The organism is Streptomyces sp. NPDC098101 (assembly GCF_044760185.1).
Taxonomy (GTDB): domain Bacteria; phylum Actinomycetota; class Actinomycetes; order Streptomycetales; family Streptomycetaceae; genus Streptomyces.
Genome location: NZ_JBIWAS010000004.1, coordinates 600034 through 620512 on the forward strand (window position 1 = coordinate 600034; position 20479 = coordinate 620512).

Annotated in this window: 15 protein-coding genes and 1 pseudogene; 6 read left to right on the plus strand and 10 right to left on the minus strand. The window is 73.4% G+C overall.

What is annotated here, in order from left to right; translation table 11 throughout:
• The first annotated feature begins 73 nt into the window (after nucleotides 1–73).
• Both ACIQVI_RS21080 and ACIQVI_RS21085 read left to right on the plus strand, forming a co-directional pair.
• The gene (locus ACIQVI_RS21080; protein ID WP_403597961.1) at nucleotides 74–427 is read left to right on the plus strand and encodes a hypothetical protein; all 354 of its coding nucleotides are present in this window, start codon (nucleotides 74–76) and stop codon (nucleotides 425–427) included.
• A gap of 77 nt (nucleotides 428–504) precedes the next feature.
• A complete protein-coding gene (locus ACIQVI_RS21085) occupies nucleotides 505–2091 on the plus strand; it encodes an MFS transporter (RefSeq protein WP_403597964.1) in 1587 nt (528 codons plus the stop codon).
• A gap of 6 nt (nucleotides 2092–2097) precedes the next feature.
• On the opposite strand, the gene ACIQVI_RS21090 is transcribed toward ACIQVI_RS21085, so the two are convergent.
• From ACIQVI_RS21090 to ACIQVI_RS21115, 6 genes are all read right to left on the minus strand, one after another.
• Entirely contained in the window at nucleotides 2098–3183 is a 1086-nt protein-coding gene (locus ACIQVI_RS21090) for an aldose epimerase family protein (protein ID WP_403597967.1), read from the minus strand.
• A gap of 64 nt (nucleotides 3184–3247) precedes the next feature.
• Complete coding sequence (locus ACIQVI_RS21095; RefSeq protein WP_351971731.1) at nucleotides 3248–4297, minus strand: LacI family DNA-binding transcriptional regulator; 1050 nt, start codon at nucleotides 4295–4297, stop codon at nucleotides 3248–3250.
• 72 nt (nucleotides 4298–4369) lie between these two features.
• Nucleotides 4370–5401 carry an ABC transporter permease gene (locus tag ACIQVI_RS21100; RefSeq protein WP_351971730.1) on the minus strand — a complete coding sequence of 344 codons (1032 nt, stop codon included), beginning with the start codon at nucleotides 5399–5401 and terminating at the stop codon, nucleotides 4370–4372.
• Complete coding sequence (locus ACIQVI_RS21105; protein WP_351971729.1) at nucleotides 5398–6372, minus strand: ABC transporter permease; 975 nt, start codon at nucleotides 6370–6372, stop codon at nucleotides 5398–5400. Before ACIQVI_RS21105 ends, ACIQVI_RS21100 begins: the two co-directional genes overlap by 4 nt.
• Nucleotides 6369–8063, minus strand: coding sequence for a sugar ABC transporter ATP-binding protein (locus ACIQVI_RS21110; RefSeq protein ID WP_403597972.1), 1695 nt, complete (start codon nucleotides 8061–8063; stop codon nucleotides 6369–6371). The genes ACIQVI_RS21105 and ACIQVI_RS21110 overlap by 4 nt, the downstream gene beginning before the upstream one ends.
• A 397-nt stretch (nucleotides 8064–8460) precedes the next feature.
• The gene (locus ACIQVI_RS21115; protein WP_403597975.1) at nucleotides 8461–9561 is read right to left on the minus strand and encodes an ABC transporter substrate-binding protein; all 1101 of its coding nucleotides are present in this window, start codon (nucleotides 9559–9561) and stop codon (nucleotides 8461–8463) included.
• A 590-nt stretch (nucleotides 9562–10151) separates the two neighbouring features.
• On the opposite strand from ACIQVI_RS21115, the gene ACIQVI_RS21120 reads away from it, so the two are divergent.
• The gene (locus ACIQVI_RS21120; protein WP_403597978.1) at nucleotides 10152–13445 is read left to right on the plus strand and encodes a LamG-like jellyroll fold domain-containing protein; all 3294 of its coding nucleotides are present in this window, start codon (nucleotides 10152–10154) and stop codon (nucleotides 13443–13445) included.
• Between the two features lie 62 nt (nucleotides 13446–13507).
• On the opposite strand, the gene ACIQVI_RS21125 is transcribed toward ACIQVI_RS21120, so the two are convergent.
• Nucleotides 13508–13966, minus strand: coding sequence for an AbfB domain-containing protein (locus ACIQVI_RS21125; protein ID WP_403598750.1), 459 nt, complete (start codon nucleotides 13964–13966; stop codon nucleotides 13508–13510).
• Nucleotides 13967–14002: 36 nt separating this feature from the next.
• A pseudogene (locus ACIQVI_RS21130) lies at nucleotides 14003–16336 on the minus strand (AbfB domain-containing protein); the annotation flags it as partial.
• 371 nt (nucleotides 16337–16707) lie between these two features.
• Between ACIQVI_RS21130 and ACIQVI_RS21135 the strand changes: the two are divergent.
• The 3 genes from ACIQVI_RS21135 (at nucleotide 16708) to ACIQVI_RS21145 (ending at nucleotide 19005) form a co-directional block, all read left to right on the plus strand.
• Complete coding sequence (locus tag ACIQVI_RS21135; RefSeq protein WP_403597981.1) at nucleotides 16708–17778, plus strand: glycoside hydrolase family 43 protein; 1071 nt, start codon at nucleotides 16708–16710, stop codon at nucleotides 17776–17778.
• A gap of 187 nt (nucleotides 17779–17965) precedes the next feature.
• Nucleotides 17966–18655, plus strand: coding sequence for an SDR family NAD(P)-dependent oxidoreductase (locus ACIQVI_RS21140; RefSeq protein WP_403597984.1), 690 nt, complete (start codon nucleotides 17966–17968; stop codon nucleotides 18653–18655).
• Nucleotides 18652–19005: a UBP-type zinc finger domain-containing protein gene (locus tag ACIQVI_RS21145; RefSeq protein ID WP_351973064.1), complete on the plus strand. Its 354-nt coding sequence runs from the start codon at nucleotides 18652–18654 to the stop codon at nucleotides 19003–19005. The genes ACIQVI_RS21140 and ACIQVI_RS21145 overlap by 4 nt, the downstream gene beginning before the upstream one ends.
• Before the next feature lie 27 nt (nucleotides 19006–19032).
• On the opposite strand, the gene ACIQVI_RS21150 is transcribed toward ACIQVI_RS21145, so the two are convergent.
• Both ACIQVI_RS21150 and ACIQVI_RS21155 read right to left on the minus strand, forming a co-directional pair.
• Nucleotides 19033–19596 (minus strand): class F sortase, encoded by a 564-nt coding sequence (locus tag ACIQVI_RS21150; protein ID WP_403597988.1) that lies wholly within the window; start codon nucleotides 19594–19596, stop codon nucleotides 19033–19035.
• Nucleotides 19597–19688: 92 nt separating this feature from the next.
• Nucleotides 19689–20198: a sortase gene (locus tag ACIQVI_RS21155; protein ID WP_403597991.1), complete on the minus strand. Its 510-nt coding sequence runs from the start codon at nucleotides 20196–20198 to the stop codon at nucleotides 19689–19691.
• Nucleotides 20199–20479 lie beyond the last annotated feature (281 nt).

Here is a 20479-nt window from a genome sequence, read left to right on the forward strand (position 1 = left end):
GTGCGCGACCGCGAGGGGCCGGACGTGCGGCTGCCGCCGCGGCCGACCGGCCCGACCCTGCCGCACGGACCTGGTGCACGCGGTCGTCGAGAGCGCCCTGGGGATCGACGACGGGTTCTGGGGCGCGACGGCGCGCGGCGCGACCTTCGAGGGCTTCGAGCGGATCGAGCCGGGGCGGCACCGCCGCTCGGGCCTGAAGGTGCTGCGCCGCGAGGGTGACGCCGTGATGGCCGCCGAGCTGTCCGTCAACTGGGCCTACCGCGTCTGGCGGGGCCTGCCCACGGAGGGCCGGGGCACGGGCCGCCCGCCCCTCTCCCCGGAACGGGTCGCCCTGACCACCGCCCCGCTCGACGCGGCGGCGGCCCGCTGGAAGGGCGTCCCTGAGGGCGGCGAGCTGGTGTGGCGCTGGGGGACGGACGGGCGGTAGCCCCACCCCCGGCCCCGCCCCCCGCCCCGTGCCGGGCTCCGCGTGCGCACCCGGTGGTCCGGGGCGACCATCGAGGTATGGCTGGTAACCCGACGGCCACGCGGGACGGCGCTGCCGCCTCGCGTGCGCCCCGCCAGAAGCTGGCGCTCGCGGCCATGCTCTTCGCGGTGTCGATGACGTTCATCGACCAGACGATCGTCTCGATCGCCGCCCCGAACATCACGGCCGAGCTGGGCCTCTCCGCCTCCGGGATGCAGTGGGTCGTCAACGCCTATCTGCTCTCCCTCGCCGCGTTCTTCGCGCTCGGCGGGCGGCTCTCGGACATCTTCGGGCACCGCAGGATCATGCTGACGGGCACGCTGCTCTTCGTCGTCTCGTCGGCGCTGTGCGGTGCCGTGCCCTCCGGGGACTTCGCGCTGACGTGGTTGATCGTGTTCCGCGCCACGCAGGGCCTGGGGGCCGCGCTGATGTTCCCGGCGGCGCTCGCCGTGGTCATCGCGGTCTTCCCGGTGGAGCGGCGCGGCCGGGCGCTCGCCCTGTTCTTCGGGCTCTCCGGCGCCCTGACCGCCCTCGGCCCGCTGCTCGGCGGCTGGCTGACCGCCTGGACCTGGCGGGCGATCTTCTGGGTGAACGTGCCGGTCGCGATCGTCGCGATCGTGCTGACCGTGCTCGCCCGGGTGCCCGAGAGCCGCCGCCGCGAACGCCTCGACGTCGTCGGCGCCGTCCTGGTCGCCGTCGGCATGGGCCTGAGCGTGCTCGGCTTCCAGCAGGCCTCGTCCTGGGGCTGGGGCGGCGTCGCGACCTGGGCCTGCATCGTCGGCGGCGCGGTCGTCCTGGTGCTGTTCCACGGCTACGAGCGGCGCACCGCGCAGCCGCTGATCAACTTCGACGTCTTCCGGGACCGGGCGTTCACGGTCGACAGCCTCGTGCTGTTCTTCGCGATGCTCGCCTTCGTGCCGGTGTTCTTCTTCGCGTCGGTGTACGCGCAGGTGTCGCTGAGCGCCTCGCCGAACCAGGCCGCGCTGTTCCTGCTGTACTTCTTCATCGGCTTCGGCCTCGCCTCCCAGTGGGGCGGCAAGATCCTCGACAAGCGGGGCGCCCGCCCGGCCATGAAGATCGGCTGCGCGCTCGGCGCGGTCGGCTTCTACCTGTGGGCCCAGAAGCTGACCGACCTGTCGATGCACGACCAGTGGCCGTACGCGGCCATGGCGGGCGCCGGCATCGGGTTCCTGCTCGCCCCGGCCTCCACCGACGCCGTGAACCGCTCCATCGGCGCCTCGTACGGCGAGGTCACCGGCATCACCCAGACCGTCCGCAACTACGCGGCGGCCATCGGCATGGCCGTCTTCAGCACCGTCCTCGCCCACGTCTCCGCGAACCGGATCACCGACACGCTCACCGGGCGCGGGCTGCCGCCGGCCGAGGCGGAGGCGACGGCCGGGAGGGTGGCGGAGGCGGTCACCGGCCATCCGGACGGCCGGGCGCCCACCGGGGACGGGCCGATCGCCAAGGCGCTCCAGGGCGCGGGCGACGCGATCCGGATGGACTTCGCCGAGGCGAACCAGTGGGTGTTCTACGGGATGGCGATCGCGCTGGCCGTGGCCTTCCTGTGCGCCCTGGCGCACCCGGGGACGCGGGTCACCGAGAAGCCGCCGGAGGAGTGAAGGGCCCTATCCCGTCAGGCCGGGGAAGCGGAACTCGGTGCGGCGGCGGCCGGTGGTCCCCGGCTCCAGCACCGCGCTGGGGTACGCGGGGCGGTTGGGGGCGTCGGGGAAGTGCTGGGGCTCCAGGCACACCGCCCCGTGGCGGGGCAGCGGGCGGCCCTCGGGGTCGGTGAGCGTGCCGTCGAGCTGGTTGGCGGTGTAGACCTGGAGTCCGGGGGCGGTCGTCCACACCTCCATCGCGCGGGTCCCGCCCGGGGCGGCGAGCCGTGCGGCCCGGCGCGGTGCGGCGGACTCCCCGGCCTCCCCTCCGGAGAGCGCCCAGCAGTGGTCGTAGCCCCCGGCGCGGCGGATTTGCTCGTCTCCCCCGGCCAGGACGCCCTCGCCGAGGCGGCGCGGGGAGGTCAGGTCGAAGGGGGTTCCGGCGACGTCCGCGACCGGGCCGAGGGGGATGCCGTCGGGGTCGACGGGCAGGTATCCGGCGCCGTCCACCCCGAGGGTGTGGTCCAGGACGTGCCCGCCGTCGGCCGCGAGGTTGAAGTAGGCGTGGTGGCTGAGGTTGACGACGGTCGTGCGGTCCGTGGTGGCCGCGCAGTCCAGGGAGAGCGTCCCGGCGGCGTCGAGCGCGTACACGGCGGTGACGTCGAGCGCGCCGGGGAAGCCCATGTCGCCGTCGGGGCTGTGCAGGCGCAGGCGCAGTCCGGCCGTGTCGCCCTCGGTGAAGGGCGTCGCCTCCCAGACCCTGCCGTCGAAGCCCCGGGGGCCGCCGTGCAGGGCGTGGCCCCGGTCGTTGACGGGGATCTCGTGGGCCGTCCCGGCGAGCGTGAAGCGGCCGTGGGCGATGCGGTTGGCGTAGCGGCCGATCAGCGCCCCCAGGTAGGGGCTCTTCTCCGCGTACCGGTCGAGCGAGGGCAGCGACAGGACGACGTTGCCGGTGCGGCCGGTGGTGTCGGGGACGCCGAGGGCGTGCAGGACGCCCCCGTAGGTGAGGATCTCCGCGTACACGCCGGAGGGGGAGTCGAGGCGCCAGAGTGGGACGTCCTCTCCTTCCGGGGTGGTGCCGAACGGCCGGTGACGGACGGTGGGTCGGGGCATGGGGAGTCCTCGGGACGGGTGGGCGGGGGAAGTGCGGTGCGGTGCGGGGGCGGCGGGGCGGGGGTCAGTCCGCGTCCCCTTCCCCGGGGGCCGGTGCGACCGTGTGGGCGCCGCCGGTGGATTCGCGGATCGCGAGCCGGTAGCCGGGCCTGATGCGCCGGGGCTCGGTGACGGTGCCGCCCGCGAGGCGTTCGACGAGCCGGTCGACGGCGTGTCGGGCGATGGCCCGCTTGTCCGGGCAGACCGTGGTGAGGCCGATGGCGCCGTAGCGGCTCTCCTCGATGTCGTCGAAGCCGACCACGGCGATGTCCTCGGGGACCCGCAGGCCGCGTTCGGCGAGGGTGCGCATCGCGCCGAGGGCGATCAGGTCGTTGTAGGCGAAGACGGCGTCGGGGCGGGCGCCCCGTTCGAGGAGTTCCGCCATGGCCGCGGCGCCGTCGCCGCGCCCGTAGCCGTCGGTGGCGACGACCAGGGTCTCGTCGGGTTCGACGCCCGCGGCGGCGAGTTCCTCGCGCCAGCCGCGCAGCCGCAGGTGGGCGGGCTGGCGTTCGCGGCCGGTGCGGGAGCCGAGGAAGGCGATCCGCCGCCGGCCGAGGTCGAGGAGGTGCCGGACCGCGCTGCGGGCGGCGGCCACGTTGTCGATGGCGATCTGGTCGTACGGCGCCTCGTACTCGCGCTCGCCGAGCAGCACGAGCGGCGAGGTCTCCTGCCGGGCGAGCAGGTCGTCGTTCTCCAGGTGGATGGGGCTCAGGATGAGGCCGTCGATGACGTGGGAGCGGAACTCCTGGCAGACCAGGAGCTCCCGCTCGCGCAGTCCGGCGGTGTGGTCGACGAGCACGGTGTAGTCGTGCTGGGCGGCGGCGTCGATGACGGCGCCCGCCAGCTCGGCGAAGTACGGGTTGCCGAGCTCGGGGACGGCGAAGGCGATGATGCCGGTGCGGCCCTTGCGCAGGTGCCGGGCGGTGAGGTTCGGACGGTAGCCGAGCTCGTCGATGGCCCGCTGCACCTTGGCGCGCATCTGGGGGGTGACGTGGGGATAGTTGTTCACCACGTTGGACACGGTCTTGATCGACACGCCGGCCCGCTGCGCGACGTCCTTGAGGCTGACGCCCACGGAACTCCTCTGGTTCGGCTCTGACCGGGCGGACCGGTGGTCCGGATGGTCCGGGTGGGGTTGGCTCCGGCGTCAGAGCGTTCTTCTGCTCCGTGAAACGTACCGCTGTGCCACGACGACCAGGATCAGGAAGCCTCCGCTGACCACCGACTGGTACGAGGAGTTCAGCGAGCCGATCTGGTTGATGAGGTTCTGGATGACGGCGAGCAGCAGGACGCCCCACAGGGTGCCGCTGACCGAGCCCGCGCCGCCGACCAGGAGCGTGCCGCCGATGACGACGGCGGCGATCGCGTCGAGCTCCATGCCGGTGCCGATGATGGTGACGCCGGAGGAGAGCCGGGCCGCGTTGAGGGCCCCGGCGAAGCCCGCGAGCAGGCCGCTGAGCACGTACACCGTCACCTTGGCGCGGGCGACCGGCAGTCCCATGAGGGTGGCGGCGTCGCCGCCGCCGCCGACGGCGAACAGGGTCTGTCCGAAGGAGGTGCGCTGGAGGACGACGCCGCCGACGCCGAAGAGGGCGAGCGCGACGAGGATCGGGTGGCCGAAGCCGAGGACGCTGCCCTGGCCGAGTTCGGCGAACGCCGAGCCCTTGGGCACCAGATGGGTGGTGGCGCCCTCGTCGGTGAGCGCGAGCAGCAGTCCGCGCGCGCCCAGGAGGGAGGCGAGGGTGACGATGAAGGGCGCCATGCCGGCGCGGGCGATGAGCAGTCCGTTGAGCAGGCCGATCGCCCCGCACACCACGAGCGGTACGAGGAGCGCCGGCAGCAGGCCCCACTGCGAGGCCCAGGCCGCGAGGACGCCGCCGAGGGCGAAGACGGAGCCGACGGACAGGTCGATGCCGCCGGTGATGATCACCAGGGTCATGCCGAGGGCCACGATCGCCAGGAACGAGGCCTGGACGAGGACGCCCCGGGCGTTGTCGAGGGTGGGGAAGGTGGGGTAAGCGAAGGAGGCGATCAGCACGACGAGGAGGAGGACGGCGAGCACGCCCTGGCGCTGGACCAGGGAGAGGAGGCGCTCCGGGCCGGAGGTCCCGGCGGCCGCGCGGCCGGTCTTCGCGGGGGCGCCCGTCCCCGGTGCGGTGAGGGAGGAGGTGGGGTTCATCGGGATCGGCGCTCCCGTGCGACGTAGACGGCGGCGACGATGATGGCCGCCTGGGCGATCTGGGCGGTGGAGTCGGGCAGGTCGTGCTTGACGAGGGTGGCGCGCAGGAGCTGCATGAGCAGGGCGCCCGCGACGGTGCCGAGGACGCGGACGGAGCCGCCGCTGAGCGGGGTTCCGCCGACCACGACGGCGGTGATGGCGGAGAGTTCCATCAGGGTGCCGAGCGAGGACGGGTCGCTGGCGGTGAGGCGGGCGGTGGCGAGGACTCCGGCGAGGGCGGCGAGCACCCCGCACAGGACGTACACCCCGGTCAGGACGCGCTTCACGGGCAGGCCGGCCAGGCCGGCGGCGGCCCGGTTGCCGCCGATGGCGACGATCTGGCGGCCGAAGGTGGTCCGGTGGACGAGGAGGGCGACGGCGAGCGCCAGGGCTCCGGCGACGATCACGACCAGGGGGACGCCGAGGAGGCTGCCGGTGCCGAGGGCGAGCAGGTCGGGGTTGACGATCTGCTTGAGCTGTCCGTCGGCCAGGACGAGCGCGAGGCCCCGGCCGCCGACGAACAGGGCGAGGGTCGCGACGATGGGTTGCAGCCCCACCACGGAGACCAGGGTGCCGTTGATCGCGCCGACGAGGGCGCCCGCGAGGAGGGCGACCAGCAGGGCGGGCACGAGTCCGTAGCCGAGGTAGAGCGGGAGCAGCGCCGTGGCCAGGGCCATGGCGGAGCCCACGGACAGGTCGACGCCCTCGGTGCCGATGACCAGGGCCATGCCGAGGGCCACGATGACGATCGGGGCGACCTGGACGAGCTGGGTGCGGAGGTTGTCGGCGGTGAGGAAGTGGTCGGTGAAGAGGGCGTTGAACAGCAGGAGCGCGGCCACGGCGGCGTAGACGCCGTACTCCTGGAACCACGCGGCGGCGTTCGGCCGGGTCCCGGCGGCGCGGGCCGGTGCCGCGGTGGCCTGGGTGGTCATCGGGGGTCCTCCTCGGCGGCCGGGGCGCCCGGTGCGGTGGGGTCGGGGGTCTCGGTGGTCTCGGTGGTCTCGGTGGTCTTCGTGAGCGGTACGGGGCCGGGCTCGGGCCCGGTCCCGGGTCCGGCTTCTCCGGCGGGTGGCGCGTGGTCGGCGAGGGCCGCGAGCAGGGCCTCCTCCGACACGTTCTCGCCGACCAGTTCGCCCGCGGCGGCGCCGTTCCTGAGGACGACGATCCGGTCGGCGCCCTCGACCAGCTCCTCGATGTCGGAGGAGATCAGGAGGACGGCGAGGCCCTCCTGGGCGAGTTCGTCGATGAGGGCCTGGACCTCGGCCTTGGCCCCGACGTCGATGCCCCGGGTGGGTTCGTCGAGGAGCAGGACCTTGGGTTCGAGGCAGAGCCAGCGGGCCAGGAGGACCTTCTGCTGGTTGCCGCCGGAGAGTTCGCCGACCTTCTGCTCGGGGCTGGACGCCTTGATCCGCAGCCGCTTCATGAAGATCTCGACCACGCGGTCCTGCCGCGCCCGCGAGACGACGCCCGCGCGCGAGAGCCGGGGCAGGGCGGCGAGCACGATGTTCTCGCGGACGGACAGGCCCGGGACGATGCCCTCGGCCTTGCGGTCCTCGGGGAGCAGGCTGATGCCGGCGCGGATCGCGCGCGCGGAGGAGAGGCGGCCGAGCGGCGCCCCGCCGACGCGGACCTCTCCCCCGTCCAGGGGCAGGGCTCCGGCCAGGGCCTTGGCGGTCTCGCTGCGGCCGGAGCCGAGCAGGCCGCCGAGGCCGAGCACCTCGCCGGGGTGGAGGGCGAGGGAGACTCCGTCGAGCTGGTGGCGGCGGGTCAGGCCGGTGGCGGTCAGGACGGGTTCGCGGGTGATGTCGTGGCCCTCGGCGCCGAAGCTGGTCACGCCGTGCCGGCGCACCTCGGAGATCTCGCGGCCCAGCATCATGGACACCAGCCGGACGCGGTCGAGTTCGGCGAGCGGGCCGGTGTGGATGTGCCGGCCGTCGCGCAGGACGGTGACCCGGTCGCAGATCCGGTAGAGCTCGTCCATGCGGTGGCTGACGTACACCACGGCGATGTCGCGCCGGCGCAGGTCGTCGATGACCCGGAAGAGGGTCTCGACCTCGCGCGGTTCCAGGGAGGAGGTGGGCTCGTCCATGACGACGACGTGGGCCTCGACGGAGACCGCGCGGGCGAGGGCGACCATCTGCTGGGTGCCGATGCCCAGGGTGTTCAGGGCCCGGCGGGGGTCGACGGTGACGCCGAAGCCGCCGAGGAGTTCCGCGGCCTCGGCGTGCATCCGGGCGAAGTCGATGAGGCCGAGGCGGTTCTTGGGCTCCCGGCCGAGGAAGATGTTCCGGGCCACGCTCATCAGCGGGACCAGGTTCACCTCCTGGTAGATCGTGGAGATGCCGGCCTCCTGCGCCTCGGAGGGGCGGGCGAACCGCACCGGCCGTCCCGACAGGAGCAGTTCGCCGCCGTCCGGGCGGTGCACGCCGGTGAGCACCTTGATGAGGGTGGACTTGCCGGCGCCGTTCTCGCCGACGAGGGCGTGGGTCTCGCCGGCGCGGAGGGTGAACGAGACGTCGTCGAGGGCGACCACGCCGGGGAAGCGCTTCCCGACGCCGCGGGCCTCCAGCACCGTCGGCGCGGTGCCGCTCGCCGCGGACGCCGGCGTTTCGGGGGGTGCCATGAACGTGGCCTTCCAAAGAGGGGTGATGAAGGGGGTGGGGGTCGGGGCCGCCCCCGTCGCCGCGCGGCGGTGAGCGAGACCGTCGCGGGCGGGGAGGCGGGGCGGCCCCTCGGCCGGGCGGAGACCCGGCCCGGTGGGCGTACGGACCGGGCCGGGGTTCCCGCCGGAACCACGGACCCGGCCCGTACGGATCGGGGGGTACCGGTCGGAGAACCGGTACCGGCCTCGCGTCGACGCCGGTCGCGGACCGGTGCCGGGGGCGGTGCCGGTGCCGGTGCCGGGGGCGGCCGTATCTCAGTACCGGCCGTATCTCAGTGCCGGTTGTGGACCGGTGCCGGCTGTATCTCAGTACCGGCCGTGCGTCGGTGCCGGGCCGTACCTCGGTACCGGCCGTGCGTCAGTACGCTCCGCCGAGAGATTCCTTCGCGTTGGCCGGGTCGTAGGCGCGGTCCGCGATGATGACGTCCTCGGGGATGCCCTCGCCGGCGTAGAACTTCTGCGCGGTGGCGAAGGCCAGCGGGCCGAAGCGCGGGTTGGACTCGATGACGGCGTTCAACTCGCCGTTGACCAGGGCCTGGACGGCGTTGCGGGTGCCGTCGATGGACACGATCTTGACGTCCTTGCCCGGGGTCTTGCCCGCCGCCTTGAGGGCGGTGACGGCGCCGAGGGCCATCTCGTCGTTCTCGGCGTAGACCGCCGTGATGTCGGGCTTCGACTGGATCAGCTGCTCCATGACCTGCTGACCCTTGTCGCGGGCGAACTCGCCGGTCTGCTGGGCGACGATCTCCAGGCCGGGGGCGGTGGCCTTCACCTGGTCGACGAAGCCCTTGGTGCGGTCGGTGGTGACGCTGTTGCCGGAGGAGCCGAGCAGGATCGCGACCTTGCCCTTGCCGCCGGTCGCCTTGGCCATCGCGTCGGCGGCCCGCTTGCCCTGCTCGACGAAGTCCGAGCCGAGGAAGGCCAGGTAGTCCTTGCAGGCCGTGGCGTTGATCTTGCGGTCGATGGTGAGGACGGGGACCTTCTTGGCGGCGGCGGCCTGGAGGGCGGGCTCCAGGCCGTCGGAGTTGAGCGGGGCCACGATGAGGAACTGCGCGCCCTGGGCGAGCATGTCCTGGATGTCGCTGATCTGCTTGGACAGCTGGGACTGCGCGTTCGTGGTGAGGAGCTTCTTGACGCCGATCTTGGCGGCCTCGTCCTTGATGGACTGCGTCTCGGCGATGCGGAAGGGGTTGGCCTCCTTCTCCGACTGGGAGAAGCCGACGATCGCGTTCTTGAGGTCGAGCTTCGGAGCGCCGTAGGTGGTGAGGGTGCAGCCCCCTCCGGCGGCGGACGCGGTGGGCGTCTGGACCGTCTGGGCGCCCTGGCCGCTGTCGCCGCCCGCGTTGTCCGCGGTCTCCGACTTGGCGCAGCCGGAGAGGGCGAGCGCGGCGGTGGCGACGACGGCGCAGGTGACGGAGAGGGTGCGGGTTCTCTTCGGAAGGGTCGGCGAAAGGGTCATCGGGAGGACACTCCTTGGCGGGGGACAGCACCGCCGAGTGGCGTGCGGTCGCGCGGGGCTGGGAAGAGGAGCCGGTCCGCCGCGATGGGCCGGCGGACCGCTGGTGCGCGGCCCCGATCCGCTCGGATCAAGGCCCTGGACTGGGAAGACCACGGCTCGGAGCCACCGTTCGACTGGTCGGCGGCTTCGGCTTTACAACGTTATAACCGCGTCCCGGCGAACGCTGCAAGAGGCCGGGGCAACGTTTCCGGAATGCGTCCGCGACGCGAAGCGGCCGTAACGGCCCGCCGGGTGACGGACCGTCGCCACCGCCTCCGCGAGGGGTCTGGACAGCCTCCGCACCGCGTGCTGTCATTCCGCTGCACACGATTTTCCAACGTTGGAATGACGGCCGTCCCCTGCCGCCGGCACCTCCCGTGCCGGTGGACGGACGGGCCGTACGCCGTCGTCCCCGGCCTGTCGGCGCGTCCGCGCGGCGACCGCCGGGCCACCCGTGCCCCCGAGGCGGACACGCGGCCTCACCGGAGTGCCTCCGCCGTCACGCCCTCCCGGGCCCGGTTCCGATTCCCCTCTCCCCGAGGAAAGACTCGATGACACGACGAAACATCCGCCCCCGAACCGGAACGTGGGCGCTGCTCACCGCGGCCGCCCTGGTGCTGTCCGCGGGCGTCCCGGCCGCCACCGCGGCGGCCGCGCGGCCGGCCGGGTCCTCCCCCGCGTCCGCCGCCTCACCCGCCTCCCCGTCCGCCCGGGACGCCGCCGTCCAGGTGCACGGCCTGAAGGGCGAGTACTTCAGCATGTCGGCGCCCGGCGCCCGGGACTTCGCCGAACTCGGCGGCGTCTCCCTCGACCCGCAGATCGACTTCTCCGGCCTGACCGGCACCTTCCAGTCGCTCACCGGCCGGTCCGAGCACACCACCGCCCGCTGGACCGGCCGGATCGAGGCCCCGGTCACCGGCGACTACACCTTCCACGGCATCGGGGACAACGGCTTCCGGCTGTTCGTCGACGGCGAGCCGGTCATCGACCACTGGGTGCCCGACTGGGACCGGGAGCAGACCAGCGCGCCCGTCCGCCTCGAGGCCGGTGAGAAGCACGACTTCCGCCTGGAGATGTTCCAGGACGTCGGCGGCGCGAACATGTTCCTGCGCTGGTCGACGCCCACGCTGCCCAAGCAGCTCGTGCCGGAGTCCGCGTTCACCCCGCCCGACGACTTCGAGGTCTACCCGGTGGAGCCGACCGTCCCGGCGGACGGACGACAGCTGCGGCTGCGGTTCGACCACCGGGTCGGCGGCCTGGAGAAGGTGGCGGAGCACCTCACCGTCGAGGCCGACACCACCCCGATGCCGATCAGGAGGGTCCGCGTCGCCCCGGGCGACCGGAACACCGTCCTCGTCGACCTCGCCGAGCCGATCCAGAAGGGCCAGCGGGTACGGATCGACTACGACGGCCTCGGCGGCCTGCGGAACGGCGACGAGACCGTGCCCCGGATCCTGCGCTCGGCCTCCAACGCCTCCGCCCACCGGCTGACCACCGAGTGGGGCGACGAGCTGGACGAGAAGCACCCGCTGCCGGAGTACCCGCGCCCGCAGCAGGTGCGCGCCAAGTGGAAGAACCTCAACGGCCCCTGGCAGTTCGCCGGGGCCGGAGCCGGGGAGACGCCGGTCTTCGGCAAGGACCTGGCCGAGCGGATCACCGTCCCGTTCCCGGTCGAGTCGCAGCTCTCCGGGATCGAGCGGCACGAGGACCACATGGTCTACCGGCGCCTCGTGGACGTCCCGAAGGACTGGAAGGTCGGCAAGGCCGGCAAGGGCGACCGGCTGATGCTCCACTTCGGCGCCGTCGACTACCGGGCCCGCGTCTGGGTCAACGGCAAGCGGGTCGCCGAGCACACCGGCGGCTACAACGCCTTCAGCGCCGACGTCACCGACGCCCTCAAGGCGAAGGGCCCGCAGGAGATCGTCGTCGCGGTCACCGACACCGGCGGCCCGAACCAGCCGACCGGCAAGCAGTCCACCCGCCCCGGCGGCATCTTCTACACCCAGTCCTCGGGCATCTGGCAGACGGTGTGGATGGAGCCCGTCGCCCCCGTCTCCATCGACGACGTCGTCACGACCCCGGACATCGACACCGGCACCCTGGCCGTGAGGGTCGAGTCGGCCCGCGCCTCGGCCGGCGCGCGCGTGGAGGCCGTGGCCCGCGACACCCGCGGCCGGGTCGTCGGCCGGACCACCGGACCCGCCGGTGCGGAGCTGCGCCTGCCGGTGGCGAACCAGCGCCTGTGGAGCCCGGACGACCCGTACCTCTACGACCTGGAAGTGCGGCTGACCGACGGCAGGTCGTCCGACCGGGTCGACAGCTACTTCGGGATGCGGAAGATCGCGGTCGAGAAGGTCGGCGGCTTCCCGAAGCTGGTGCTCAACGGCAAGCCGGTCTTCTCCCTGGCCACCCTCGACCAGGGCTTCTGGCCGGACGGCCTCCACACCCAGCCCAGCGACGAGGCGCTCGCCTTCGACCTGGAGGCCCACAAGAAGCTCGGCTTCAACGCCGTGCGCAAGCACATCAAGGTGGAGTCGTCGCGCTGGTTCTACCACGCCGACCGGCTCGGGCTGCTGGTCTGGCAGGACTTCGTCTCCGGCGACCTCACCGACGAGACCGGCCGCAAGGCCTTCGTCGACCAGGGCCGCGAGATGATGCGCCAGCACCACGACTCCCCCTCCGTCATCGGCTGGATCGTCTTCAACGAGGGCTGGGGCGAGTGGAACCGGGAGGAGACCGGCCGGATCGCCGAGGCCGTGAAGGCCGCCGACCCGTCCCGGATCGTCAACGCCCACAGCGGGGTCAACTGCTGCAACTCCAAGGGCGATTCCGGCAAGGGTGACGTCCTCGACCACCACGACTACAACAACACCGACGCCCCCTACCCGGACCACCGGGTCGCGATGGACGGCGAGCACGGCGGCTTCACTCTGCGCACCCCCGGCCACATGTGGCCCGGCGCGCCGACCGTGATCTACAGCGGCGTCGCCGACAAGGAGGCGCTGACCCGTAAGTACGTCGAGAACACCGAGAAGTTCTACCTGGAGGCCGCGGGCGCCGAGCTGTCCGGCTCCGTCTACACCCAGATATCCGACCTGGAGAACGAGCTCAACGGCCTCTACACGTACGACCGCAGGGAGATCAAGGTCGATCCGGTGCGGGTCCGCGCGATCAACCGGAAGGTGATCGCAGCGGGCGCGGCCGCCGGGCAGCGCGCTCCCCTGAAGGGCGGTGCCTCCTGGTCCCTGGACGAGGGCACGGGCACGACCGCGCGGGACTCCGGGCCGCAGCGGCGTCCGCTCGCCCTGAACGGGGGCGCCGCCTGGGCCCCGGGCGTCGGCGGCAGCGCGCTGAGGTTCGACGGGAAGGGCGGCTTCGCCCAGACCGACGGCCCCGTCGTGGACACCACCGCGAGCTACACCGTGTCCGCGTGGGCCGCGCTCGACGCCCTGCCGGGCAACTACGCGACCGTGGTCAGCCAGGACGGCCGGCGCCAGGAGAACCCCTTCTACCTCCAGTACGGGCAGGGCGCCTTCGCCTTCAGCACCCCGGGCGGCAACCGGGCCCGGTACGCGACGACGCCCGAACTCGGCCGCTGGTACCACCTGGTGGGCGTGCGGGACACCGTGAGGAACGAGATCCGGCTGTACGTGGACGGCGCCCTCGTGGCGACGGCGGCGCCCGGCCCGGCGGACGTGAGCACCGGACCGCTCGCGGTCGGACGGGCCCGGTGGGGCGGCGGGAACGTCGACTTCTGGAACGGTGCGGTCGACCAGGTGCGGGTGTTCGACAAGGCGCTCTCCGCCGAAGAGGTGACCGCGCTGCACACGGCCGAGAAGCCGTAGCCGGCACGGGGGAAGGCGGGTCCTTCCGGGCGGCAGCGCCCGGAAGGACCCGCCGGTGTCCGTCAGGGAGCCCAGGGGGCTTCGAGCGTCCAGCCGCTGTCGGCCGTGAGCGTCTGCGGCCGGTCGAAGCCGCCGCTCCCGGCGCCCGAGGCGATGTACACCGCGGACTCGAAGTGGCGCAGGTACGCGCCGGGGACGTTCAGCGACTCGAAGGTGACGCCGGTCCCGCCGACGCCCGGCCGGGTGCAGAAGGTGGCGTCCTGCCGGAAGAGCGCGGAGCCGTCGTCGGGCGCGGTGCGCACCCGGCTCTCGGCGTGCCGCAGGAACCGGCCCGGGTAGTTCACCGACTCGAACGAGTAGCAGGACGAGTCGGCGAGGCCGCGCCGCACCGTGAACGTGGCGTCCTGCTTCAGCAGGGCGGTGCTGCCCCCGTTGACGACCTCGGTCCGGGCGAGGCTGTCGGCGTGGCGCAGGTAGCGGTCGGTGTGGCCCCAGGTGGTCACGCGCAGCGAGCGCCGCACGTCCGTGGGCAGCAGGACGGAGCTGCGCCAGAGCGCGGGCTCGCCCGTGTTCCAGGTGGCGTCCGCCGCGAAGGAGGAGGCCGAGTCCCAGGGGTTGGCGCCGCCGCTGCGGGCCAGGTACACGTTGTCGGCGTAGTGCCGCAGGTACGAGCCGGGGAAGTTCAGCGACTCGTACGAGGTGCCGCCGGCCGCGAGCCCGGTGCGGGCGCACCAGGTGGCGTCCGCCGCGAACGATCCGCCCGTGTCGCCGTCGAGGCGCACGCGGCCGGCGGAGTGGCGCAGGTAGCGGCCCGGGAGGTTCACCGACTCGAAGGAGTGGCAGCGCGGGTCAGCGAGTCCGGCGACGGTGCGGAAGGAGGCGTCCTGGCGGGCCCCGTCGGCGGAGGCGCCGGTCAGCACGTCGGTGCGGGCGAGGGAGTCGGCGTGCCGCAGGTAGCGGTCGGTGTACCCGGGTGTGGTGACCCGGAAGGAGCGCACGTGGCCGAGGGTGTGGCCCGGTGTCGCGTTGAGGTTGCGGGAGGCGGCGATCAGCGAGCCGTGGGCGGCGCGCAGGGCGGCGGTGTCGACCTTCTGGACCCGCCGGTCGTAGGTGAGCAGGCCGTTGTACTCGCCCTCGACGTCGGTGATCTCGGTGTAGACGTAGGCGGAGACGCCCTTGGTGGTCATGAGCGCCTGCACGTCGCGGACCATGCCGGTGTACCGGTCGTTGAGCTGGGCCGCGCTGAAGACCTGCTCGTAGGCGAAGAACTGCCCGTTGGGGCTGTACTCGTGGCCGGGCGTGCGCAGTCCGATGCCGCCGAACTCGCCGAGGACGGAGATCCGGGCGGCCGAGGGGCGGGGGGCGTCGGGACCGGTGTAGACGTGCCAGTCCATGATGTCGCCGTTGCCCGGATCACCCTTGGAGACGCAGCAGTTGTAGCCGCTGTGGGAGTTCATGAGGCGGCCGGGGTCGTAGTTCTCCAGGTCGGTGGTGACCCGGCGGGTGTCGTCGAGGTTCCACTCGCCCCAGCCCTCGTTGAACGGGACGTAGGCGACGACGGCCGGGGAGAACCGGTGCTCGTCGACGATCTCGCGGGCCTCGGTCTCGAACTGGGCGATCTGCGCCGGGGTGCGGCCGGAGTCGAAGGCCGGCGTGGAGGGGATGTCCTGCCACACCAGGAGTCCGAGCCGGTCGGCGTGGTAGTACCAGCGGGCGGGCTCGACCTTGATGTGCTTGCGCACCATGTTGAAGCCCAGGTCCTTGTGCTTCTGCAGGTCGGAGGCGAGGGCGGCGTCGGTGGGCGCGGTGTAGAGGCCGTCGGGCCAGAAGCCCTGGTCGAGGGTGCCGATCTGGAAGACGAACTCGCCGTTCAGGGTGGGGCGCAGGATGCCGTTGACGAGCTTCTTGCCGACCTCGCGCATCCCGAAGTAGCTGGTGACGGTGTCGACCCCGGCGCCCGAGGCGTTGCGGAGGGTGACCCGGAGGTCGTACAGGAAGGGGTCGTCGGGGGACCAGCGGCGGGCGTTCGGCACCGGTACGGAGAACTCGGTGAAGCCGCCGGTGGCGGTGCCGACCACCTGGGCGCCGTTCAGGGCCTCGGCGCGGACGGTGTGGCCGGTGACGTCGCCGCGGGTGAAGACCCTGACCCGCGCGGTGTTGGTGGCGAGGTCGGGCCTGATGTCGACGGAGTAGATCGACGAGGTGGGGGTGGGCTCCAGCCAGACGGACTGCCAGATGCCGGAGGTGGGGGTGTAGAAGATGCCGCTGGGGTTGTTCACCTGTTTGCCGACCGGCTGCTTCTCGCCGCGCCCGTCGGTGGGGTCGTAGACGCGGACGACCAGCTCGTTGGAGCCGGCGCGCAGTTGCGGGGTGATGTCGACCTCGAAGCGGTCGTAGCCGCCCTTGTGGCTGGTGACGCGGGTGCCGTTGACCCAGACGGTGGCTTCGTGGTCGACGGCGCCGAAGTGGAGTTGCACCCGGCGCCCGGACCAGTTCTGGGGGACGGTGAAGGAGCGCTTGTAGAACATCAGGTCGCGGTTGTCGTTCCGCATGATCCCGGAGAGCGCGGACTCCACCGGGTACGGGACGAGGATGCGCTCCGGCAGGGTCTGGCCGAGCGGCGGGGCCGCGTTGCGGTCGACGTTGCCGGAGGCGTCGGCGGGCGGGTTGAGGAACTCCCACTCTCCGTTCAGGGACTGCCAGTCGGGCCGCGTCATCTGGGGACGCGGGTACTCGGGCAGGGGGTTGGTGGTGGACACCTGAGAGGTCCACGGGGTGGTCAGGGGCGGCGTCTTGGGGACGACGGCGGCGGAGGCTGCGGTGGTTCCGGTGAAGAGCAGGCCTCCGGCCATCGTCAACAGGGCCGCCAGGCAGGCGACGACGCGTCGCATCGGGCTCCTCCTGGGCAGGACGGCGCCCGGAGTCCGGCACGCGTCGGGGCCGTCCGGCCGTTCGGCGTGCGGGAGTCCGTGCGGAGTTGACGAGCGGCTCGAACGAGGTCCCGTCCGGCGGGTTCCTGAACCGGACGGGTCCGAGGGGCGGAGCGCCCCGGTCCTCGGCGGCGGACGAGGTGGGGAGGAACCTAACAGGAAACAGTTCTCAACGGAATCACCCAGGAACCGAAAAGAAACAAACAATTTCTCTCGCACTGGCTCCAGGATGTGCGCGCTCCCATGTTGACATGCCCATCCTCAGTCGAGATCCTGCGGACGCGGGATTACATCGATGTAAACCCTGTCGGCCGGCCTCACCGGGAGCCACCATGACACGTGCACGACGTCCCTCCGGGGCGCTCGCCCTGGCCCTCTCCCTGCTCTTCGCCCTGGTCGCGGCCCTGCCCGGGGCCGCTCCCGCCGAGGCCGGACAGACCTCGCTGCGGGCCGCCGACCCGAGCGTCCTGCGGGTCGGCTCCACCTACGTCGCGGTGCAGTCGACCGGCAACGGCATCGACGTGCGCCAGGCCTCCTCGACGGCCGGGCTCGCCACCGCGCCGGCCCGCCGGATCTGGACCGACGTCCGGAACCTCGGCGAGGTGTGGGCGCCGGAGATCGTCCGCGACGGCGGGCGCTACCACGTCTACTTCACGGCCGGCCGGGGCGCCGCCCACCGGATGTACGCGATCAGCTCCGCGAGCCCCGACAGCGGGTACACGGCGGAGACGAAGCTCGCCCTGCCCGACGACAAGTGGGCCATCGACGGCACCCTGTTCACCTTCAACGGGCAGCGCTGGTTCGTGTGGTCCGGCTGGGCCGGGGACACGAACGTCGAGCAGAACCTCTACATCGCCCGGATGAGCGGCCCCACCACCCCGACCGGGGCGCGGTACGTCATCTCGCAGCCGCGCGAACCCTGGGAGCGGGTCGTCGGCAACCCGTACATCAACGAGTCCCCCGAGGCGATCAGGGACCCGAACGGGCAGCTGCACGTCGTGTACTCCGCCAACGGCAGCTGGAGCGACCGGTACTGCCTGGCCGACCTGCGGCTGCGGGCGGGCGGCGACCCGACGCACGTGTGGGACTGGTACAAGTCGAACGGCTGTCTCTTCGGCTCCCACCGCGACGCCATGATGTCCGGCTGGGACCCGACGCTGCGCGTCGACGGCCCCGGCCACCACACCTTCGTCCTGCTCGACGGCGACATCGCCACCAGCCCGCCGGCCGGCCCGACGTTCCCCCTGATGTTCCACGCGGTGCCGAAGGGGACGCCGTACGCCTGGGAGAACCGCTACTGGTACACCGGCGGCTTCTGCTGGTGGGGCGGCACCACGTACCGGCGGGCCAACGTGCCCGGCGCGAACACGGACACCGGCTGGAGCCTGAAGTTCTTCGAGTAGGCCGCGTCGAGTGGGCCGCTTTGAGTAGGCCGCGTCGAGTGGGCCGCTTTGAGTGGGCCGCTTCGAGTGGGCCGTCCGCGCCTTTTCTCGTCCCGATCGCCCCGACCCGCATCCGGAAGCACCGCCCGGAGCGAATCACGGGCAGCATCCACGGACCGGACGGGCCGGTCCGGGCGAGGAGGCCGCCATGCGCGTCGGCGGAAAGCGCGTCCTGGTCGTGGGGGCGACCGGCAGCGTCGGAGGGCTCGCCGCGGGGCGGCTCGCGGAGCTGGGGGCGTCGACGGCGCTGGCCGGCCGCGACCGGGCCCGGCTCGCCGGGCGGGCCGCCGACCTGGGCGGACGCCCGTACCGGTCCTTCGAGGCCTACGACCTGGGCGCCTGCGGGGCGCTCGCCCCCTGGGCCGCCGAAGCCCTGGGCGGCCTCGACGCCGTCGTGGTCGCCCTGGGGGTGGCGGGCTTCGGCGCCGCCCGGGACGTGCCCGAGGCCGCCGCCGAGCACCTCCTGGCGGTGAACGCGCTGGCCCCCATGGCGATCGTCCGGGGAGCCCTGCGCGTGCTGCCGCCGGGCGGCGCCGTCTCCGTCGTGACCGGAACGATCGTCGACCGCCCGGTGTCCGGCGCCGCCGACTACGCGGCCGCCAAGTCCGCGCTCGCCGCGTGGCTCGGCGTCGCGGCCCGCGAGTCGCGCCGCACCGGGTCCTCCGTCCTGGACGTGCGGCTGCCCCACCTGGACAACGGCTTCGCCGACCGCGCCGTGGTCGGCACTCCCCCGCCCCTGCCCGAGGGGGCCGACCCGGCCGGGGCGGTCGAGTCGCACCTCGTCGCCCCGCTCCTGGAACGCCTCGGGAACGCGACGGCGAAGGGCGCGAGGACATGACGGAGCACCCGCCCTCCGGGGACGGTCCCGCGCGCCCGGCCTGGCGCGTGGCGCCCGACGGCGGCCGTACGGCGCCCCGGCACTGCGCCCATCGGGACGCCCCGGAAGGCCCCGGGGCCCTGCCGGGGGCCGTGTGCGCGCCGTGTGCGGCACGGGGCCGTTCCTGGCGGCGGCTGCGGTGGTGCGCGACCTGCGGGCACGTGGGGTGCTGCGACAGCTCCCCCGGCGCGCACGCCCACGCCCACCACCTCGCGACCGGCCATCCGGTGGCGGTGTCCCTCGCCCCGGACGAGGACTGGGCCTGGTGCTTCGCGGACGAGCTGTTCCTGGTGCGGGCGGAGGACGGTTGAGGGCCGGGCGCGGGCTCCCGGCGCGGTTCAGCCCACGCCGGTCAGCGTGGCGTAGACGACCGTGTTGGCCCGGTAGCCGGTGTCGCCGGACCAGTCTCCGCCGCAGGTGATCAGACGCAGTTCCGGGCGGCCGGAACCGCCGTAGACCTCGTCGTCGGGGAAGCTGTCCTTGGCGTACTCCTCCACCGCGTCGACCGTGAAGAGGGCCGTACGGCCGTCCGCGCGCTCGATCGCGATCCCGGCGCCCCGCGTCAGGGAGCCGAGCCGGTGGAAGACGGCGGGCCCCGCCGGGGTGTCCAGATGGCCCGTCAGGACGGCCGTCCCCGGCGAGCCGGGCGGGGTCCCCCGGGCGTACCAGCCGGCGAAGGCCGGGAGGTTCGGGGGCGGCGGCTCCAGCCTGCCCTCCCCGTCCAGCGCCAGGCGCATCAGACGGGCGTCGACCCCGATGGCCGGGATCCGGACCCGTACCGGATCCGACGCGGGAAGCGGCTCGGGGGCGGCGTCGGGGCGGTCCGGGACCTCCCGCACGACGGCCCGCGCGTCCGCCGGACGGGCCCGCTCGGCGGACGGCGGGGCGGCGGGGCCGCCCATCGCGTCGGCGAGCAGCAGCGCACCGGCGAGCGCGGCCCAGGCGAGCGCCCTGGACGAGGGGGCGTACCGCGGCCGCGGGCCGCCGGGCCGCGTCAGGCCCGGGCCCCCGTGCCCGTGGCGCGCCGGCGCATCTTGAGCGCGCCGCCCGCGACGGCCGCGCCCACCAGGAGCCAGCCGAGGCCGAACTCGGTCTCCTTGCCGGCGGTCCCGCCGAAGCCTGCGTCGACGGCGCCGTTCGGACGACCGGAGATCCGGTACGTGGCGGTCAGCTTCTTCCGGGGCGGGCACTTGAGCGTCACGGTGTCCGTGCCGGAGGCGGCGTTCTTCGGCAGCCGGAACTCGCCCTGGAGGACGCCCTTCCGGTCGCCCGGGAGGAGGTGGAACTTCCCGCCCGCTACGGACTCGCCCTTGCCGTAGGTCTCCTTGCCGCAGGCGGTCGTGGTGACGGTGACGGTGTCGCCCGGGGACGCCGTCCCCGGGGTGACGCGGACGTCCCCGGCCGCCGCGGCGGCTTCGCCCTCGGCGGCCAGGGCGGTGGAGGGGGGCAGGACCAGGGCGCCGACGATCAGGGCGGCCGTGGCACCGGTACGGGCGAGACGCATGTTTTCTCCTCCGGGGGAGCGGTTCCCGCCCGGCTCGTCCGCGCGGCTCCTGTGCTGTGCTCCGAGCACGAGGGAAAGGCCCGCCGTTGATCATCGCAACGCGAGCGGCGCCCGGCGGTGTCGCCCGGTCGGGCCCCCGGCCGCCGCCTCCGGCCCCGTCGCCGCAGGTCACGACGGTGGGCCCGGGACGGCGAGAGCGATCCTCCCGGGGAGGCGAACGGGTTAGGCCTGACGTCGGATCAGGTGACGGCCCGTCCGCCACGGGTGCCTCCGGCGGGGGT

Excerpts from the sequence above, each read along its gene's own strand:
- ACIQVI_RS21115 (WP_403597975.1), bottom strand. The coding sequence starts at position 9,561 with ATGACCCTTTCGCCGACCCTTCCGAAGAGAACCCGCACCCTCTCCGTC.
- ACIQVI_RS21155 (WP_403597991.1), bottom strand. The coding sequence starts at position 20,198 with ATGCGTCTCGCCCGTACCGGTGCCACGGCCGCCCTGATCGTCGGCGCC.
- ACIQVI_RS21105 (WP_351971729.1), bottom strand. The coding sequence starts at position 6,372 with ATGACCACCCAGGCCACCGCGGCACCGGCCCGCGCCGCCGGGACCCGG.
- ACIQVI_RS21140 (WP_403597984.1), top strand. The coding sequence starts at position 17,966 with ATGCGCGTCGGCGGAAAGCGCGTCCTGGTCGTGGGGGCGACCGGCAGC.
- ACIQVI_RS21110 (WP_403597972.1), bottom strand. The coding sequence starts at position 8,063 with ATGGCACCCCCCGAAACGCCGGCGTCCGCGGCGAGCGGCACCGCGCCG.
- ACIQVI_RS21145 (WP_351973064.1), top strand. The coding sequence starts at position 18,652 with ATGACGGAGCACCCGCCCTCCGGGGACGGTCCCGCGCGCCCGGCCTGG.
- ACIQVI_RS21135 (WP_403597981.1), top strand. The coding sequence starts at position 16,708 with ATGACACGTGCACGACGTCCCTCCGGGGCGCTCGCCCTGGCCCTCTCC.
- ACIQVI_RS21100 (WP_351971730.1), bottom strand. The coding sequence starts at position 5,401 with ATGAACCCCACCTCCTCCCTCACCGCACCGGGGACGGGCGCCCCCGCG.
- ACIQVI_RS21120 (WP_403597978.1), top strand. The coding sequence starts at position 10,152 with ATGACACGACGAAACATCCGCCCCCGAACCGGAACGTGGGCGCTGCTC.
- ACIQVI_RS21090 (WP_403597967.1), bottom strand. The coding sequence starts at position 3,183 with ATGCCCCGACCCACCGTCCGTCACCGGCCGTTCGGCACCACCCCGGAA.
- ACIQVI_RS21150 (WP_403597988.1), bottom strand. The coding sequence starts at position 19,596 with ATGGGCGGCCCCGCCGCCCCGCCGTCCGCCGAGCGGGCCCGTCCGGCG.
- ACIQVI_RS21085 (WP_403597964.1), top strand. The coding sequence starts at position 505 with ATGGCTGGTAACCCGACGGCCACGCGGGACGGCGCTGCCGCCTCGCGT.